This is a genomic window from Streptomyces sp. NPDC051636, assembly GCF_044453765.1.
Classification (GTDB): Bacteria; Actinomycetota; Actinomycetes; order Streptomycetales; family Streptomycetaceae; genus Streptomyces.
The window spans coordinates 91,848-104,434 of the sequence record NZ_JBITDA010000014.1 but is presented as its reverse complement, the minus strand read 5'-3'; the positions used below and the strand labels follow the sequence as shown (position 1 = coordinate 104,434).

At 69.9% G+C, this 12,587-nt stretch carries 15 protein-coding genes and 2 pseudogenes; 2 read left to right on the top strand and 15 right to left on the bottom strand.

The genetic code is table 11. The annotated features are described in order from the left end of the window. Positions 1 to 134: 134 nt before the first annotated feature. Genes ACIBBH_RS24125 through ACIBBH_RS24075 form a run of 11 tightly spaced genes read right to left on the bottom strand, consistent with a single transcriptional unit; the run spans position 135 to position 6,184 of the window. The gene (locus ACIBBH_RS24125; protein WP_399407793.1) at positions 135 to 920 is read right to left on the bottom strand and encodes a hypothetical protein; all 786 of its coding nucleotides are present in this window, start codon (positions 918 to 920) and stop codon (positions 135 to 137) included. Between the two features lie 23 nt (positions 921 to 943). Next, on the bottom strand, positions 944 to 1,390 hold the full coding sequence (locus ACIBBH_RS24120; protein WP_399407791.1) for a hypothetical protein: 447 nt from the start codon (positions 1,388 to 1,390) through the stop codon (positions 944 to 946). Further along, on the bottom strand, positions 1,387 to 1,566 hold the full coding sequence (locus ACIBBH_RS24115) for a hypothetical protein (RefSeq protein WP_399407789.1): 180 nt from the start codon (positions 1,564 to 1,566) through the stop codon (positions 1,387 to 1,389). Before ACIBBH_RS24115 ends, ACIBBH_RS24120 begins: the two co-directional genes overlap by 4 nt. Then, positions 1,563 to 1,832, bottom strand: a complete 270-nt coding sequence (locus ACIBBH_RS24110) for a hypothetical protein (protein WP_399407787.1) — start codon at positions 1,830 to 1,832, stop codon at positions 1,563 to 1,565. The genes ACIBBH_RS24115 and ACIBBH_RS24110 overlap by 4 nt, the downstream gene beginning before the upstream one ends. Further along, a complete protein-coding gene (locus ACIBBH_RS24105) occupies positions 1,829 to 2,656 on the bottom strand; it encodes a hypothetical protein (protein ID WP_399407785.1) in 828 nt (275 codons plus the stop codon). The genes ACIBBH_RS24110 and ACIBBH_RS24105 overlap by 4 nt, the downstream gene beginning before the upstream one ends. Next, positions 2,653 to 3,603: a mucin-2 gene (locus tag ACIBBH_RS24100; RefSeq protein ID WP_399407783.1), complete on the bottom strand. Its 951-nt coding sequence runs from the start codon at positions 3,601 to 3,603 to the stop codon at positions 2,653 to 2,655. Before ACIBBH_RS24100 ends, ACIBBH_RS24105 begins: the two co-directional genes overlap by 4 nt. Before the next feature lie 14 nt (positions 3,604 to 3,617). Continuing rightward, entirely contained in the window at positions 3,618 to 3,785 is a 168-nt protein-coding gene (locus ACIBBH_RS24095) for a hypothetical protein (protein ID WP_399407781.1), read from the bottom strand. Continuing rightward, positions 3,782 to 4,687, bottom strand: a complete 906-nt coding sequence (locus ACIBBH_RS24090; protein WP_399407779.1) for a recombinase RecT — start codon at positions 4,685 to 4,687, stop codon at positions 3,782 to 3,784. The genes ACIBBH_RS24095 and ACIBBH_RS24090 overlap by 4 nt, the downstream gene beginning before the upstream one ends. Beyond that, positions 4,684 to 5,745 (bottom strand): YqaJ viral recombinase family protein, encoded by a 1,062-nt coding sequence (locus ACIBBH_RS24085; RefSeq protein ID WP_399407777.1) that lies wholly within the window; start codon positions 5,743 to 5,745, stop codon positions 4,684 to 4,686. Before ACIBBH_RS24085 ends, ACIBBH_RS24090 begins: the two co-directional genes overlap by 4 nt. Beyond that, positions 5,742 to 6,020, bottom strand: coding sequence for a hypothetical protein (locus ACIBBH_RS24080; RefSeq protein WP_399407776.1), 279 nt, complete (start codon positions 6,018 to 6,020; stop codon positions 5,742 to 5,744). Before ACIBBH_RS24080 ends, ACIBBH_RS24085 begins: the two co-directional genes overlap by 4 nt. A 14-nt stretch (positions 6,021 to 6,034) precedes the next feature. After that, on the bottom strand, positions 6,035 to 6,184 hold the full coding sequence (locus ACIBBH_RS24075) for a hypothetical protein (RefSeq protein ID WP_399407774.1): 150 nt from the start codon (positions 6,182 to 6,184) through the stop codon (positions 6,035 to 6,037). A gap of 205 nt (positions 6,185 to 6,389) precedes the next feature. Here ACIBBH_RS24075 and ACIBBH_RS24070 point away from each other — a divergent pair, with 205 nt between their 5' ends. Beyond that, positions 6,390 to 6,845 carry a helix-turn-helix domain-containing protein gene (locus ACIBBH_RS24070; protein WP_399407772.1) on the top strand — a complete coding sequence of 152 codons (456 nt, stop codon included), beginning with the start codon at positions 6,390 to 6,392 and terminating at the stop codon, positions 6,843 to 6,845. A 388-nt stretch (positions 6,846 to 7,233) separates the two neighbouring features. Here the strand turns inward: ACIBBH_RS24070 and ACIBBH_RS24065 are convergent, their stop codons facing one another. Beyond that, a complete protein-coding gene (locus ACIBBH_RS24065; protein ID WP_399407770.1) occupies positions 7,234 to 8,970 on the bottom strand; it encodes a recombinase family protein in 1,737 nt (578 codons plus the stop codon). 351 nt (positions 8,971 to 9,321) lie between these two features. On the opposite strand from ACIBBH_RS24065, the gene ACIBBH_RS24060 reads away from it, so the two are divergent. Further along, complete coding sequence (locus ACIBBH_RS24060; RefSeq protein WP_399407768.1) at positions 9,322 to 10,083, top strand: phosphoglyceromutase; 762 nt, start codon at positions 9,322 to 9,324, stop codon at positions 10,081 to 10,083. Between the two features lie 78 nt (positions 10,084 to 10,161). Here ACIBBH_RS24060 and ACIBBH_RS24055 read toward each other — a convergent pair. The 3 genes and pseudogenes from ACIBBH_RS24055 to ACIBBH_RS24045 all read right to left on the bottom strand — a co-directional run. Continuing rightward, a pseudogene (locus ACIBBH_RS24055) lies at positions 10,162 to 10,710 on the bottom strand (tyrosine-type recombinase/integrase); the annotation flags it as partial. Positions 10,711 to 10,736: 26 nt separating this feature from the next. After that, positions 10,737 to 11,081, bottom strand: a pseudogene (locus ACIBBH_RS24050) (GNAT family N-acetyltransferase); the annotation flags it as partial. Positions 11,082 to 11,182: 101 nt separating this feature from the next. Further along, complete coding sequence (locus ACIBBH_RS24045; RefSeq protein WP_399407766.1) at positions 11,183 to 12,448, bottom strand: helix-turn-helix domain-containing protein; 1,266 nt, start codon at positions 12,446 to 12,448, stop codon at positions 11,183 to 11,185. Positions 12,449 to 12,587 lie beyond the last annotated feature (139 nt).

The following is a 12,587-nucleotide window of genomic DNA, read 5'->3' as shown; positions in this document are numbered from 1 at the left end:
TTGTTGGGTGCCGGGTGGAGGCCGGCGGAACGAGGTTCAACCTAGCCAATCTGAACTGAGTTCACAAGAGATGACGTGAACTCAGTTCCAATCGTGTGGTGTGAACCTCGCCCGCCAGCATGGGGAGTTGAGCGCTACGCCGCGGCCGGCCCTACCGCCCCGGGCTGCTCGCCCTCGGTAAGCGCGGCGACGAGCCGCAGCAGGTCGGCCCACTCCCATACGCGCCGGCCGTACCGGTCGACGTCCACGGGCGCCGGGCACTCGGCCCCGGTCGAGCAGGTCACGGTCGGCGCCTGCTCGGGCCCGGTGTGCAGGGTGAGCTCGCCGGCGCACCACGGGCATGGGCGGTCCGGCAGGGGGGTGTGCCGCTCGTCGAGGCCGAGGGCGCGCAGCAGCCGGCCCTCGACGCTCAGGGCGGTACGCCGTGCCTCGTGCAGCAGGTGCTCGGGCAGGGTGCCGAACGGGGCGGCGACGAGGGCGCCGTGCTCGTCGAGCTCGGGCTCGGTGTCCTCGTCGAGCGCGCGTCCCTCGACCCACACGCACGCGAAGTGCAGCCCGTGCGCGCGGCTGCCCGGGCCGCGGTCGGTGGCGGGGCGCCACAGGCGGGGGTCGTCGCCGGCTGCGTGCTGGACGGCGGCGGCGAGGGTGTCGGCGAGGGCGAACACCTGCCGCTCGATGGCGAGGCCGGCGTCGAGCGCGCCGAGGTTGAGCGGGGCGGGATGTTCGCGCAACACCAGGGGCGCGCGGTCCTCGACGACGAGCTGCTCGTCGTCGCTGGCGCGCATGGTGTGTGCGAGCTGCCGCGGGGGCCACACATCGGCCGGCGGGGTCTCGATGGCGAGCAGCAGCTCGCCCCACAGCTCCCGGACGGTGCGCAGCGCGTCGGCGGTCTCGCGACGGGCAATGGCGGCGGGCGTCATCGGTGGTGCTCCCTGGGGGTTGTTCAGTGGGCGGTGTCGTCGAGGGCCTGCTCGGGCGTGAGCTCGCCCTCGCACAGGCGCCGGATCGTTTCGGCGAGGTGCCATCCGTCGCCGGGCAGGTAGTCGCCGAGGGCGCCGGCGAGCTTGGCCGCGGTGGCGAGCCGCTCGGCCTGCTCGTCGCGGTCGGCCTCGGTCTCGACGATCGCCTGCTCGGCGGCCTCGATCCGCTTGTGCAGTCGCATCGCTGCGGCCTGCTGTCCGCCGGCGCTGCGCCGGAAGGTGTCGGACTCGCCGACCTCGGCCTCGACGTCGCTGCGGAGCTGGGCGCAGTCCTCGGGGGTGAGCACTCCGCGGTCGGCGCGGGCGAGCAGCAGCCGGAAGCGGTCGCGGCGGGCGTCGCGCTCGGCGTCGCGGGCGGCGATCCGGCCGCGGCGAGAGTCGGCTCGGGTGCGGGTGGTGCGGGTGTTCATCGGTCCCCCTCGTTCAGTGCGGTGCAGGTGGTGCAGTGCGGCGGGCAGGCGCCGCGGGTGTCGGCCGGGTGCCGGCGCAACGGGCCCGGGTCTCGTCGGCACGCGAGCCGGCCGAGCGGTACGCCCGAGACGACGACGAGCAGCACGACGAGCGCGGCGACGTGGTCGGCGGTCATCGGGCGGTACTCCGTTCTTCGTGCGCAAGACGACGAACGCGAAGTACGCGCCAGGCAAGCAGGTCAGCGACGAGGCGCCGAGCGCGCGAGGTCTCCCGCGCGCGAGGCGCGACCGGTCGCGCGTCCCGGACGACGGTGATCTGCCATCCGTCGCGGGCGAGGCGGTCGAGCAGCTCGGAGGCGGTGAGGGTGGCGAGGTGCGGGTGTACGTCGAGGGCGTCGGTCAGGTGAGCGGCGATCGTGGCCCGGGCGGCGTTCGGGGTCATGCGCGGAGTCCTCCGGTCGTGTGGCGGGCGCGGGCCGTGCGCGGCTGCGGCGGGGTGCTCATGAGGCGGGCGAGGCTCTGCTGCTCGTCCTCGTCGGCCTCGGCGTCCGGGGCCGGTGCGAGGGCGGCACGGATGCGGGCGGGGTGAGGCTCGGGTGTGGTGCACTGCTGGCCTGGGCCGGCGTCGCACTCGGGGCAGGTGGCGTAGGCGGTGGCGTACGCGTCTCGGCGACTCGCGTGCACTCCGGTGCGCAGTTCGGCTCCGCGCGATCCTTTGCACAGGTGTCGACGGCCGGCTCGGCACTGCTCGTTCGGGCAGTCGACGGCGAGCTCGACGAGGGCGGCACGCTTACCGTTCAGCGGGGCGCGTACCTCTGCTCGGCGTTCGGGCGTGATGTACGGGGCCGGCTCGTCGTCGACGGGGCGACCGATGCCGGCGACCAGGGCGAGGACCTCACCGGGCGGGGCAGCGTCGAGTGCCTGCCCGATGGAACGGGCCGGCAGGGTGCCGTCGGCCGCGGCAGCGATCTGCGCGCGGCGACGCTCGGCGAACTCGGCGCCGGTCTCGCCCGGGTTGCCGTCGTAGACCGGGTGGGCGGCGCCGATGCGGTCGGCACGGATGCGGGCCCGGATCTTCCGCACGTGGGCGGGGGTGATCCATTCCTCGGTACGGCCGTAGTGGTCGGCGACGGCGTCGCGGGTGTCGTCGTCGAGGGGGACGTCGCGCAGTGCGTAGGCCCATGCGCGGGCGTCGGCCTCGCCGATGGTGCGGCGGTCGAATGCTGCGCACAGTGTGAGCAGTGCGGCGGCGTCGGCCGGGGTCATGATGTGGCCTCCTGTTCGCGGAGTCGGGCGGCGAGGTCGAGTCCGTCGCGCACGCGCTGATCGGTGGTCGAGGGGCGGCCGGCCTTGAGCGGTACGACGTTGGGGCCGCGGCCGGTGTCCGGGGTGTGGGCGGGCATCGATGGGAGGGAGCGCCAGCCGGCGAGGAAGTACCGAGCCGAGCGGGGGCGGGTCCGGGCGGCCTGCCAGGCGCCGCCGGCGTGGTCGACGAGGACGGCGACGCCGCAGCGTTCGATCAGGGCTTGCAGCAGCACCCACTCGGCCGGCGCGAGCTCCCACGAGACGACCATTCCGGCGGCGCTCATGGCGTCGACGAGGGGCCGCACAGGCTCGGCGATCCGAGGTTCGGCGGAGCTAGCTTGTTTGCCTCCACTTCCGTAGGAAGTGGAGGGGTAAGGCTTGGTGCTGGCTTGGGGGCCTGTGACACCCTCTCCGGCGTCACGCCGTGACACCCCCTCTTGACCTGCGCTCCCGCCCTGAAATGGGGGTTCGTTTCGGTCGGCATTCGGCGTCGAACCGTGCGCGTTTCGCTCACGATCGGCGGCCGATTCGTCGACGGTCCGCGCGCTGTTCGTACGCGTTCGGCTCTTGGCCTTGCGCTCCGCGGCTGCGGCGCGGGCGGCCTCGACCTGGGCCCGGGTGGCGTTGCGACCGGACTCGAAGAAGTCGTGCACCACGTAGTCGCCCGGGGCCGGCTGCGCACAGCGGGGGCAGTCGTGCCCGTGCTCGTGCCACAGTCCGACCGCAACGAGCTTGCGGGCCTGCGGGCCGGTGCCGTACTGCTTGGCGACGGCCCCGGGCACGTGTCCCTCGGTGAGGTGCTGCGCGGAGTAGGCGCCGCAGCGCAACCACAAGCCCAACGCGGCGTTGCCGGCGGCGATGAACTTCGGGTGCATGTGGCTTGAGTCGTCGATCTTGAGCCACGCCACGGCGCCGGCCCTCCTTACGGTGGTGGGGTGTCGGGTTCGGGGCGGCCGGCGAGGGCCGCGGGGGTGTGCAGGGGGCACCGGTAGCCGGTGAGGTAGCGGCGGGCGCCCGGGGCGCCGCAGTAGCGGCGCCTCGTCCCGTCCCAGTGCCGGCACCGGTAGGCGATGGCCGGCCGGCGGATCACTGCGCGGCGGCCTCGGCGACGGCCGGCTCGGCGGCCTCGGGCCAGCCGGCGAACCGTTCCGGTACGTCCTCGACCGTGGCCTGCTCGGCGCCCTCGGTGGCCGGCCGATCGACGACCTCGCCCTCGATGTAGTCGCCGGGGGTGTCGAGGCCCTCGGGCGATGGATCGCGGCGCACGGTCTCGTCGTGCGCCACGGCGCGGGCGAGCTCAGCAGACTTCGGCAGCAGCTTGAACAACTGCCGTACGCACGTCTTGCGCGCCATGGCGTCGTAGTCGGTCGCCCACGGGCCAAAGTCCTTGGCCTTGCTGCGCTTACGGATCGCCTCGACGTCGTCGACGTCCAGCACGACGAACGCCGAGCCGCCGTTCGTGAGCCGAGCAACCGCGTAGTAGTGCGTCGGCTGTCCCTTGGCGCTGCCCCGGGCCGGCCGGTGCTTCAACACCGGGTTGAGGCCGTACTCGTACTCGAACTCGTCGCCCTCGAACACGGTGTGCGTGTCCAGGCCGGCGGCGAGCGGGTGCTGCCAATACAGCTTGATCATGCCCTGATACCCGAGCACGAGCTGCACCTCGTACCCGCGAACCTTCTTGTTCCAGAAGGGCAGCAGGTACGCCTCGCCCGAGACGCCGCCCGGTTCGAGGCCGAGCTGCGCACAAGTCATCAGGGCGCCGGCGAACGACTCGCGGCTGCACTCGGCGAGGTGCTCGACGCGACGCAGCTCGGTAAGCGCGATACGGGCGATCCGGTCGGCGCCCCCGACGTGGGCCGGCAGCGCGCGCTCGATCTCCGGGCGCATCTGCTGCACGAACTGCACGAGGGTGGCCGGCTGTTGTGGGCGGTTGGTCTGGACGGCGGGACGGTTGGCGTGCTTGGCGGCGACTCGCTCGGCGAGGTTGCTCACGCTGCGGCGTTCTCCTTGGGCACAACGAGACGTCGCGCACGGTGGGCGCGGAACTCGTCGGGGTGCTCGGCGGCGAGGCGCTTCGTATCGAGGGCCTCGACGCTGTGCGTGTACTGGGCCGCGAGCTCGGGGTGAGCTGCGGCGAATCGTTTCGTCGAGAGCGGGCCGTTCTGCTTCCACGTGAACGCGACGCGCTCGCGCACCTTGACGACCTCGGCCTCGCCGGCAACGGCCTTGAGCCGGTTGTCGACCTTGCGCAGCTCGTCGGCGACGCGCTGCTCGCGCGCCTTGAGCTCGCGCCGGCGCTCCAATAGCGGCAGGACCTCGGCCGGATCGGCGACCGTCACGGCGCCGGCCTTGACCTCGTAGAGGTGGCCGAGCAGTTCCTCGGTGGCCTCGCTGCCGTCGACCGCGGGCGGGCGGCGGTCGAGCACTCCCTGCCAGAACTCGCCGAGGATCTCGACGAGGTGCTCGACGAGGGCCTCGTCGCGCTCCACCCGGTGAATCATCAGCCGGTTACCGCCGAGCAGCGCGGCGACGTGTGCGTGCGAGTACCCGGTCACCGCGAGGTACCAGTGCGTTTGCAGCGCCGGCCCGTCCGGTACGCCGAGCAGCCACTCGTCGAGCTGAAAGGCCGAGCGAGTCTTGATCTCAAGCAGGCTGGACGGTGTCGACTCGCCCTCGTCCAGCACGTATCGGTCGACGTTGGCGAGCATCCATCGGCGCTCGACGTGGGCCAGGGTTCCCGGGCCCTCGACGACGCCGAGGCCGGATCGCTCGGCGAACACGCGGGCGATCGTCGGCTCGTGCTGGTGTCCCCAGAACGCGGCCTCTTCGAGGTCCGGGTGCTGCGGGCGGTCGAGCGGCAGCTCGCCGACCTTGTCGAGGTAGACCTCAAGCGGCGACGTGTACTTGCTCATACCGAGCACCGCGGCGACTTCCGAGCCGCCGATGCCCGTACGGCGCACCTTGAGCCACTGCTCGCGGTCGAGGCCGGCCGGGGCGACGACGACACCCGTCGGCGTTACGAGTACCGGCTGCGCGGTCGTAGTCGTCACGGCTGCTCGCCCACGTAGCGGGCGTAGACCCGGTGCTCGGTGCGCCCGCCCTCGGTGACCGTGCGAGCGACCGCCTCGAATGATCCCGCCGGGGCGTAGGCCGGCAGACGGGCGTCGCGGATCGCCTGAGCAGCAGAGGCAGCGCGCGGCAGCGTGTCGGGCTTTCGCACGACACCCCACACCTTCGGGTGCGCCCGCAGCTCGCGGGCGATCCGAGCGTGCTTGGTGTTGCGCTGCTTCGGCGGCGGACCGACGAACTCGACGTCGTGACTCACGCTCTGTTCTCTCCTCACGCTGCGGACTGTTGCTCGGCGCGCTCGGCGCGTGCCTTATGGATGCGGGGGGCGAGGATGCGCCGGATCAGCGCGACCTGTTCGGCGGTCGGCTCGGGCCAGTCCTCGGGGTTCGGCCGCTCGGGCGGCGTCTGTGCTGTGGCCACGGCTCCCCCTTCCGTTGTGTTCCACAATTCGAACAGTCAGGGGTGCAAACCGTGCGATAGCCCCCGTCTTGCTGTTGCACATCTCGAACACTCGTAACCGTAAGTCGACCTAATCGGCTCGTCAACGCAGTTCCAGGTGTGCGAATCACGGTGATCGCTGGTTAGATGAGAGTGTTCGAGTTCTGCAACAAGAACGGAGATAAGAGTGTCGGACGCCGGCACCCCCCGCCCCGAGGGCCCCTTCGCGAAGGGCACCCCCTTCGGGGACCTGCTTCGGCAGTGCAAGGCAGAGACGGGGCTCTCGTATCGCGAGCTCGCAAAGCGTGCCATCGACCCAGAGACCGGAACCGCGGTGGGGTACACCACCTTGCACCGGATCGCCACGGACAGGCCGATCATGGTCTTCCCCGGGGTCATAGGGGCTGTGGCGAAAGCCCTCAATCGTCCCGAGCGCGAGGTGCGCATCGCAGCGTCGCAGCAGTACTGCGGCCTCATCGCCGGCGACCCGTTCGGAGCGAGCACCGACGAGACGACCGTCGTCGTCGCCTACGCGCCCGGCATGGGGCGTGAGGACATGCCGAGGGTCGAGGAGCTACTGAGGCGGTACGCCGCCGGCGAGCTGCCCCAGGAACTAACGGATGGTGGTCAAGCGTCGAACTAGTGTGATCACGCGGGGTGGTATGTGCGTGACCTGCGGTTGTGGTGCGGAGTAAGGTGGTCCGGGCCTTTTGCCTCGGGCATATGTTCGAGTCATGGGGTCCGCCATGCCAACAGGGGGGCAACCTTGATCCGCGTAACCCGCACCCAACTGGACACAGGAGCAATCGCAGTCGTTCGAGCCACCCGCGACGGACTGACGATCGACGTAGACGGCCGCCACATCACCCCGACAGGCGCCGCCGGACTGCAAGATGCGCTTAACGGCCTCGCCCCCCACCGTGGCCCAGACGAGCGGACAGACGACGAGGGCAGACCCGAGCAGGACTGAAGGAAACACGCGAGGGCCGCGCGGCAGATTCCGCGCGGCCCTCGTCGCTCGTCTCGCTTGCCTACGCTGCCTTGGCGAGCCGGCGCTGCGGGACAATCTTCCGCTGCTTAACGAGCTGCTTCGGGATCACAGACACAAACTGCTCGGGCGGCAGAACATGCCCCGGGCCCTGGGGCTTGAGCCGCACCTCGACGAGCGTCTCGAAGATCAGGCGCCGTTGCGACAGATCGAGCGTTGGCCAAATCCTCTCGATCTCCTCGACCGACGCACCCACCAAATCACGGACCACCGACGGCACTGAAAGAGACTGCGCCCGCTTCTTGGCCTCCTCGATCTTCGGCAGCTTCTCGGCTTCGACCGCAGCCAACCCGCGCGCCGACAACCGGCCCGCGCCTGCCTCCTCGTAAAACTCGTCGAGCTCGGCCTGCAAGAGCTTGACCTCGGCCTCGGCCTCCTCCATCTCCCGCAGCAGCTCGGCGTCATCCTTCGCGTACGCCCGGGCGAAGGACGGGGAAGCCAACCATTCGAACGTCTTGCGCTGCACGTACGGGTCGACGATGGAGACCTGTGCGCTCGCGTGGTACCCCTTCTCTCCCTCGGGCCCCGGAGTGTTGCACGAGTACCGCGGCAAGCCGTGCTGCTTGTCGGAGCCGACCGGGATCTCGCAGATATCGCAGATCATTACGCCCGAAAGTTGGTGAATCGCCTTCCCTGGCCGCGTGTTGTACTTCCGCTTCTTCTTGCCTGCCTCCACGACAGCAACCGCCTGCACGTGCTCGGCCTTGGTGACGAGCGCGGGCCACGCCTCCTCGTTCGCGACCTTGCCATGATGCTTCCTGTAGCCGAGGTACCGCTCGTCGGTGGCGTACGCCGTGATCGTTGCGGAGATCCAACGAGCCATGAGCATCGGCTCGTCGCGGTCGATGAAGTCGCGGGCGATGTCGACCGCGCTCTCGCCGGCGTCCAGCCGGTCTCTGGCTTCCTGCCGAAGATCGACCGCGGCCTCGATCCGGGCGAGCCAGTCCGGGTGGATCTCTTCGTTCTCCTTCAACCCTGGGCGCCAGGCGGCCAGCCGCTTAACCATGCCCTTTGTCCAGTGACGCGACGGAGGCGTGACACCCCGCAAGTTCAGGCGAACCGCAATCTTGGTCCGATCCTCGGCGGCACCGACCGCCCGAGTGATCTCGCCGACGATCGGGCCCTGCTCCGGATGCGCCACGGTCTCGACGTATGCCCCGGTGCGCTCGTCGTAGATGCGCATGTAGCCGTAACTCGGCTGCCCGTGCGGACGGCCGGACACCGCGTTAGCGAGCAACGTGCGCTTGACGTTGTCGCGCAGTTCGTCGACCTCGCGCTCGCCGAGCAGGGCGTCGAGGCCGGTGCGAAATCTGTCGTCTTTGTTGGTGAGGTCGTAGATTTTGCCGCCGTAGCACCAGAGAACGCCGTTCTTGGCGCACGCCTCGCGCAGGCGTCCGTAGACGAGTAGGTCACGCTGCAACCGGTTCGAGCCGAACGCGATCACGACGTCGAGCTTCTTGCCCTCGATCCACTCGATCATGCGCTCGAAGTCCTCGCGCTCTCTGTCGCGGTAGGCCGAGGCCGAGCGGTCGTCGTCGATGAACTCTTCGACGACGACAGTCCCGAGATCATTGGACGTCGCGTGGCCGACGTCGAGCTGCTCTTTGACCGAGTAGCCCTGTCGCTTCTTCTTGCCGCGGTAGGCGCTCTTGCGCGCGTAGATGCCTGCGCGCTTGCCGGCGAGGCTCTCGCGCAGAGACTTTATGGCCGAAAGGTTCATACGGTGCCCCCTTCTCGAACAACCGTACGACCTTTGGTGATGTTGGTCGTACGGTTTAACGCAGAGGCACCAAGGTGGCGACGAAGACACCGAGCCGGTTGACGAGGGTGCTGGTCCACAGCCAGCAGAACGCGCGGGGCAGGCCGGAGACGGTCTCGCGGGCGGCGCGTCCGAGGCCGGCGGTGGCGACGGTCGTGGGCTCGGGTCGCCCACAGACGTAAGCGGCTCATGAGGTGATCACGACTTACAAGCGCGATGTTCCGAGGGGCCACTCGATTAACGGATGCCGTCGACTGTCCGCCTTCCGGGCAGCCACGCGAGGGTCCGAATGCGTGGATTACGCTCTGGGGCATGGCCGACGCACCGTACAAGCTGATCCTCCTCCGTCACGGCGAGAGCGAGTGGAACGCGAAGAACCTGTTCACCGGCTGGGTGGACGTCAACCTCAACGAGAAGGGCGAGAAGGAGGCGGTCCGCGGCGGTGAGCTGCTGAAGGACGCCGGCCTGCTGCCCGACGTGGTCCACACGTCCCTCCAGAAGCGCGCGATCCGCACCGCGCAGCTCGCGCTGGAGGCCGCGGACCGCCACTGGATCCCCGTCCACCGCTCCTGGCGCCTGAACGAGCGCCACTACGGCGCCCTCCAGGGCAAGGACAAGGCCCAGACCCTCGCCGAGTTCGGCGAGGAGCAGTTCATGCTCTGGCGCCGCTCCTACGACACCCCGCCGCCGCCCCTGGAGGACGGCACGGAGTGGTCCCAGTCGGACGACCCGCGCTACGCGGCCATCCCGCCGGAGCTCCGCCCTCGCACGGAGTGCCTGAAGGACGTCGTCATCCGCATGCTCCCGTACTGGTACGACGGCATCGTCCCCGACCTCCTGGCCGGCCGCACGGTCCTGGTCGCCGCCCACGGCAACAGCCTCCGTGCCCTGGTCAAGCACCTCGACGGCATCTCCGACGCCGACATCGCGGGCCTGAACATCCCGACGGGCATCCCGCTGTACTACGAGCTGGACGCCGACTTCAAGCCGGTCACCTCCGGTGGGAAGTACCTCGACCCCGAGGCGGCCGCGGCTGCTATCGAGGCGGTCAAGAACCAGGGCAAGAAGAAGTAGTTTTCGCGATCATGCCCCTGAGCTGCGCAGACAGCGCGACTCAGGGGCATTTTCACGGCCTGGGCCCTTTCTGGGCCCTCAGGCCCCCGGGTCTTGCGGCCTGAGCGCTCGCCCGAGAGCCTTCCGGGCCCGGTCCCGGCTGCTCGGCATGAGGTGCGCGTACACCTTCAACGTCAGCCCCGGGTCGGAGTGCCCGAGGTACTCCGCGAGGGCCTTGATGCTCTCCCCTGCGTCCAGCAGGACGGACGCGTAGAAGTGCCTCAGGGCGTGCATGCCGTGCTCGCGAGCGGCGGCGTGCTCGCGGCTCTTGGCCTTGGGGATGACGCCCACCTTCGCGAGCGCGGGCTTCCAGTGGTCCTCGTTCAGCGACGTACGCCAGATGTGCCCACCGTTGGGGCCCGTGAAGATGAGCCGCCGGGTCACCGGCTGGCCGTTCGCTCGCATCCACGGGAGTTTGATCTCTACCGGCGGGAACCGCTTCATGTGCTCCTGTAGCGCCTCTGCCACGGGATCAGGCAGTGGTACGTCACGGAGCTTGCCGCCCTTCGGAGGCGCGAACACGGCCTTGCTCTGACTCAGCTTGAGTTGTTGCACCACGTGCAGGGTGCCGCTGTCGAAGTCGATGCTTACCAGTGACCGCTGGTTGGTCAGGGCTACGAGACGTTGAGCGGCAGATCTCGGTGGAAGACGACCATAGCCTGGCCGGGGCCGTTGTAGTCATCGACTGTCTTCGTGTTGAAGCCGAGGCTGCGGTGGAAGGCGATTGAGCCGGTGTTCTCGATTGACGTGATCGCCTTCAACTGCCGTGCACCGTGACGTTCCGCTGCTTCGGCGAGCGCCGTGTACAGACGACGCCCGAGACCGGTGCCACGGGCGTCGTCCCGCGTGGCGATCAGATGCACGTACCCGGTGCCGTCTGGGGTGACGAACCCGAAGATGTACCCACGGATTCCGTCCTCGGCTCGGGCAACCAAGCAGGTGGAACCGAACTCCTGCACTCCCCGCCATCCTCACCAGGCGGGCCGTCAGGTGCGATGAGCGCCGACCACGCTGGACAGGTCGGACATCGCCACCCGCCGACGGCGGGCCTGTTGCTTCGTCAGTCGCCGGTTTCCGCCTTGTCGTAGGTGGTGGCCATGGGAACCCAGCCGGAGGGGTTGCGGTACCAGTAGTGCGGTAGTCCCTTGATGCTGGTGGTGCGGAACGGGCTGCCGTGGTCGTCGATGCGCACCGTGCCGGTCCGGCCCTGTGAGGACCAGTCGAGGTCGAGGTACCAGTCGCAGGTGCAGGACTCGGTGCGCGCGGAGAGGAACAGGACCTCCGGCTCCCGCAGGGACACCCGGTAGGGGAAGTCGATCGCGGGGGTCGGTCTGTCCGGGTCGTTGCCGGGCATCGAACGGGCCAGAGGTCGGTGCGCGTCGAGGTTCACGGAGAAGTAGCGGGGGACGAGGATGGCGCCGCAGCCTTCGTACATGGAGTAGGCGACGCCCCGGTGGGCGGCGGGGGTGGTGCGGTTGACCACGCGCACATGCAGTGCCTCCAGGACGACGGCGGCGGTGCCGCGTCCCTGCACCGAGATCCGCAGATTGGTGGTGCGCCCGTGCACCGCCCGCTGGGACGCGGCCCACACCGCGGCGTCCTGCGGGGTCGGCGGCGGCGGGACCTGCTGCGGTGGCTTGGCGATGACGTAGTCATGGTCGCATTCGAGTTGCCAGAGCTGGGAGTTGGCCGTCCAGGTGAGCGGGACCGTGCCGGCGCCCGCCCGGTTCTTCTGCGGGCTGCCGCCGCTGTGCGTGGCTGACGCTGAGGGGCGTGTGGTGCGGGCGGAGGCCGACGACTCACCGCCACCGGAGGGGGGTCCGGCAGCGGATGTGGTGAGGCCGGCGAGCGCAACGGCGAACGAGGCCGCCAGCACTATCGATCGCACGGGCCGTCGTCGGGGGCGCCGCCGGCCGGCCGGCGAGGTCGGCTCCGGGCGCGGGTTGGCCGGCGAGGTCGGCTCGGGTGCCTCGTCCGCCGGGCTGCTGTGGCTCGCGGATGCGGCCGGTGCCGCGGTGCTCGTGGTGTCGTGGGGCGTCGGTGCCCGCCGGGCATCGGATGGGCGTGGTCGTTGCCGTGCCGCGACTGCCAGGATCCACCGGCGGTGCAACTCCACGCGTTCCTCGGGGGAGGCTCCGCAGAGTGCGGCGAACCGCTCGATCCCGGTGAAGTCCAGGGGAACCGCCTCTCCGGCGCAGTAGCGGTGCAGCGTGGAGGCATTCATGCCCAGACGGCGGGCCAGCGCCGCGTAGCTGCGGTCTGTGTGCTCCTTCAGACGCCTCAGCAGTAACGCGAACTCCGCTACGTCATCGTGGATTGCACCCATGTGGTCCGTACTCGCATCCGTCCGTCGGCCTGTGCAGTCATGTCCCGATCGGGGAAGGCATCCGGGCACTCCTCATACCTGCACGTCAATACGGCTGGGATGGTTCCAGGGTTGCGCCATCCCTCTCCTCGGGACCAGC

Excerpts from the sequence above, each read along its gene's own strand:
- ACIBBH_RS24125 (WP_399407793.1), bottom strand. The coding sequence starts at position 920 with ATGACGCCCGCCGCCATTGCCCGTCGCGAGACCGCCGACGCGCTGCGC.
- ACIBBH_RS24120 (WP_399407791.1), bottom strand. The coding sequence starts at position 1,390 with ATGAACACCCGCACCACCCGCACCCGAGCCGACTCTCGCCGCGGCCGG.
- ACIBBH_RS24115 (WP_399407789.1), bottom strand. The coding sequence starts at position 1,566 with ATGACCGCCGACCACGTCGCCGCGCTCGTCGTGCTGCTCGTCGTCGTC.
- ACIBBH_RS24110 (WP_399407787.1), bottom strand. The coding sequence starts at position 1,832 with ATGACCCCGAACGCCGCCCGGGCCACGATCGCCGCTCACCTGACCGAC.
- ACIBBH_RS24105 (WP_399407785.1), bottom strand. The coding sequence starts at position 2,656 with ATGACCCCGGCCGACGCCGCCGCACTGCTCACACTGTGCGCAGCATTC.
- ACIBBH_RS24065 (WP_399407770.1), bottom strand. The coding sequence starts at position 8,970 with ATGAACCTTTCGGCCATAAAGTCTCTGCGCGAGAGCCTCGCCGGCAAG.
- ACIBBH_RS24060 (WP_399407768.1), top strand. The coding sequence starts at position 9,322 with ATGGCCGACGCACCGTACAAGCTGATCCTCCTCCGTCACGGCGAGAGC.
- ACIBBH_RS24045 (WP_399407766.1), bottom strand. The coding sequence starts at position 12,448 with ATGGGTGCAATCCACGATGACGTAGCGGAGTTCGCGTTACTGCTGAGG.